This is a genomic window from Brevundimonas sp., from assembly GCF_004210735.1.
In the GTDB taxonomy this organism is placed as follows: Bacteria; Pseudomonadota; Alphaproteobacteria; order Caulobacterales; family Caulobacteraceae; genus Brevundimonas.
On sequence record NZ_SDZL01000110.1, the window covers coordinates 1 to 2,628 of the forward strand.

Annotated in this window: 3 protein-coding genes; all 3 read right to left on the reverse strand. The window is 68.2% G+C overall.

The annotated features are described in order from the left end of the window. Positions 1 to 67 precede the first annotated feature (67 nt). Entirely contained in the window at positions 68 to 370 is a 303-nt protein-coding gene (locus EON91_RS14155) for a transcriptional regulator (protein ID WP_292096005.1), read from the reverse strand. Between the two features lie 6 nt (positions 371 to 376). Continuing rightward, the gene (locus tag EON91_RS14160) at positions 377 to 1,009 is read right to left on the reverse strand and encodes a hypothetical protein (protein ID WP_292096006.1); all 633 of its coding nucleotides are present in this window, start codon (positions 1,007 to 1,009) and stop codon (positions 377 to 379) included. A gap of 79 nt (positions 1,010 to 1,088) precedes the next feature. Then, complete coding sequence (locus EON91_RS14165; RefSeq protein ID WP_292096008.1) at positions 1,089 to 2,309, reverse strand: acyltransferase family protein; 1,221 nt, start codon at positions 2,307 to 2,309, stop codon at positions 1,089 to 1,091. Positions 2,310 to 2,628: the final 319 nt, after the last annotated feature.

Below are 2,628 nucleotides of genomic sequence, written 5' to 3' on the forward strand. Positions count from 1 at the left end.
CCACCACCCCGTCGCCCTTTGGGCTCCGCGGTCCCCCTCCCCCGCTGCGCAGGGGAGGATATGGGGTTCACCCCGCCTTGCCGATCAACCCGCCCAACGCCTCCAGATAGGCGGCGAAGGCCTTGCGGCCCTCGGGCGTGATCGAGGCGCGGGTCAGCGGCTTGTTGTTGACGAAGCTCTTGGCGATGGCGACATAGCCCGCCTCCTCCAGCTTCTTCAGATGCACCGACAGATTGCCCTGGGTCGCCTCCAGCACGGTCTTCAGCTCAGTGAAGTCGGCGCTTTCGGCGTCGGCCAGATAGACCATGATCCCCAGCCGCATGCGGCCGTGGATCACCTCGTCGATCTGTCCCAGGGTGCTCAGGCTCATGACGGATCAGGCGGCCGTCCGCAGCCGGCGCGCGTCGCGCACCATGATCCAGCCCGGCAGGGCGAACAGCAGGAACAGCGCCGCCGTGCAGACGCCCAGATAAGCCTCGGGCTGGCGCACCAGCAGGCCCAGCGCGACCGCCGTCAGCCAGCCGCCGACACCGGTGGCCAGCATCCACGCCTTCTTCTTCAGGCTGAACGCCACGAACCACGCCGCCGACTGCAGCGCGAACACGACCGCCGGATAATACAGCCAGATCGCAAAATCCTGATCCCGCGCCGCGCCGACGCCGAAGATCAGGATCACCGCCAGATTGGCCATGCCGGTGGCGCTGAAGGCCGCGTTCAAGGTGCGGGTGACGACGGGCCCGGCCTTGTCGATCTTGCGATCCTGAATCGTCGCCCAGATCAGGATCAGCACCATCGCCACCGTGATGGCGATGACAAAGGCCAGGTTGGCCAGGTCCGGCCACCGCACCCAGCCCATGATCTGGCCGATGTGGAACAGGCACTGTCCGCCATACAGCAAACCACCCGCCAGATAGGCGACCCCCATGGTCATATGGCCCTTGCCCCCGCCTTCGACGATGGAGCGCAGGAAGGCCAGATCGGCCTCGGGCGAACGGGACGTGTCGGACATTGGCGGGTTCCTCTGGACGAATCCCTGACGGGCGACCGGCTCTGCCCATGGGGTGGACGAGCCGGTCGGGGTTGGCAAGCTATTCGGCGGGCGCCAGCACGGGCGGCGGCTCCGGCCTGCGCCACGGCACGCGGCGGCCATTCAGCCATTTGCCGATGAACGTGTGACGCACCAGCAGCTCATAGCTCACCAGCGACACCGCCAGCACCCCGCCGGCCACGGCGCCCAGCTTGGCGAACCACGGCCAGGGCAGGTCCAGCACCAGCATCTGCCCGACCATCACCAGCGGCAGATGCACGACGTAGACCCAGTACGACGAGTCCGCGAGATAGCGACGGACCGCGCTGCGCCCTGATGCGAACCGCAGCGCCAGCCCGATCACGGCGAAGGTGGAGGCATAGATGGCCAGCGCACAGGTCCAGGCGGCGACGCCCTTCATCGATCCGTCCGCCATCGGCTCCAGCTTCGGCGCCCAGCCGCCGGTCAGGTAAAAGGCCGCCGCGCCGCTCAGCAGCGCTGCGCCCAGCATCGGCGCCCACGACTGCTCGATCCGGACCAGCAGGTCGCTCCGGCGATCCAGCAGCACCCCGACCGCGAACGCCATGCCGAACGCCAGCAGGGCGACGGGGTTCGGGATCACTCCGGTGTCCGGCGTCGGAATGCCGAAGAAGGCGTACCACTGCGGCATGGACCAGAACGCCACCGCCAGCGGCGCGGCCAGCAGCGCCGGCGTCCACGGCCCGATCAGCAGCCCCGCCAGCTTATCGGCCAGCCGTCCGACCACGCCCTTGCGATCCCAGGCCAGCACGGCCCGGACCATCAGCATGACGGCGTAGAAGATCAGCAGCAGCCACAGGAACCACAGATGGGTCCAGGGAAAGGTCGCGACCGTCAGCGGCGGCGGGGGCGGCCCATCGGTCGGCAGGCTGCCGCCGTTGTCGTGCGCCACCTTCCACAACAGCACCGCGATGATGGCCCCAAGCACCACCCCCCAGAAGGCCGCCAGCGGCCCGGCGATCCGGCTCAGCCGGTCCTTCGCGAACCCCCACCATCCGCGCCGCTGCAACAGCATGTGCCCGAACAGCCCCGCGATCAGGAAGAAGGTCGTCATCCGGAACAGGTGGATGGCGAAGAACAACGCCCCCGCCACGGGCGAGGTCTGTTCGTCCGGCACGATCCATACCGTCACCGGCAGATAGGACATGCTGGCGTGCAGCACGACGCCCAGCAACAGCGCCCCGCCCCTCAGCGCATCCAGCCCGTGCAGCCGGTCCCCGCGATCGATCTCTACAGCCGACATGACGGCCTCCTCCCTTTTCTATGGAGATCGTATCTCACAGACTGGTTTATAATGCAAACTTGTCTGACAGAGATGCGCAACCCTCTCCCTCCCCGTCCCGGGGAGGGTGGCTGAGCCGCAGGCGAAGCCGGGTGGGGGCGGCCAGGCTGAGCATCCACACCCCTCAATCCTCCCCCGTTCACGGGGGAGGGGAACCACTTAGTGGTGGAGGGGGCGGACACAGAGCGCGGCGCCCAGCATCGCCTTGCCCTCCCCACCCGGTCTCCGCTTCGCTCCGACCACCCTCCCCGGGGCGGGGAGGGAGAGGCGTCGCGTCATG

Bases quoted from the DNA above. Each gene is read 5' to 3' on its own strand.
- EON91_RS14155 (WP_292096005.1), bottom strand. From the start codon at position 370: ATGAGCCTGAGCACCCTGGGACAGATCGACGAGGTGATCCACGGCCGC.
- EON91_RS14165 (WP_292096008.1), bottom strand. From the start codon at position 2,309: ATGTCGGCTGTAGAGATCGATCGCGGGGACCGGCTGCACGGGCTGGAT.
- EON91_RS14160 (WP_292096006.1), bottom strand. From the start codon at position 1,009: ATGTCCGACACGTCCCGTTCGCCCGAGGCCGATCTGGCCTTCCTGCGC.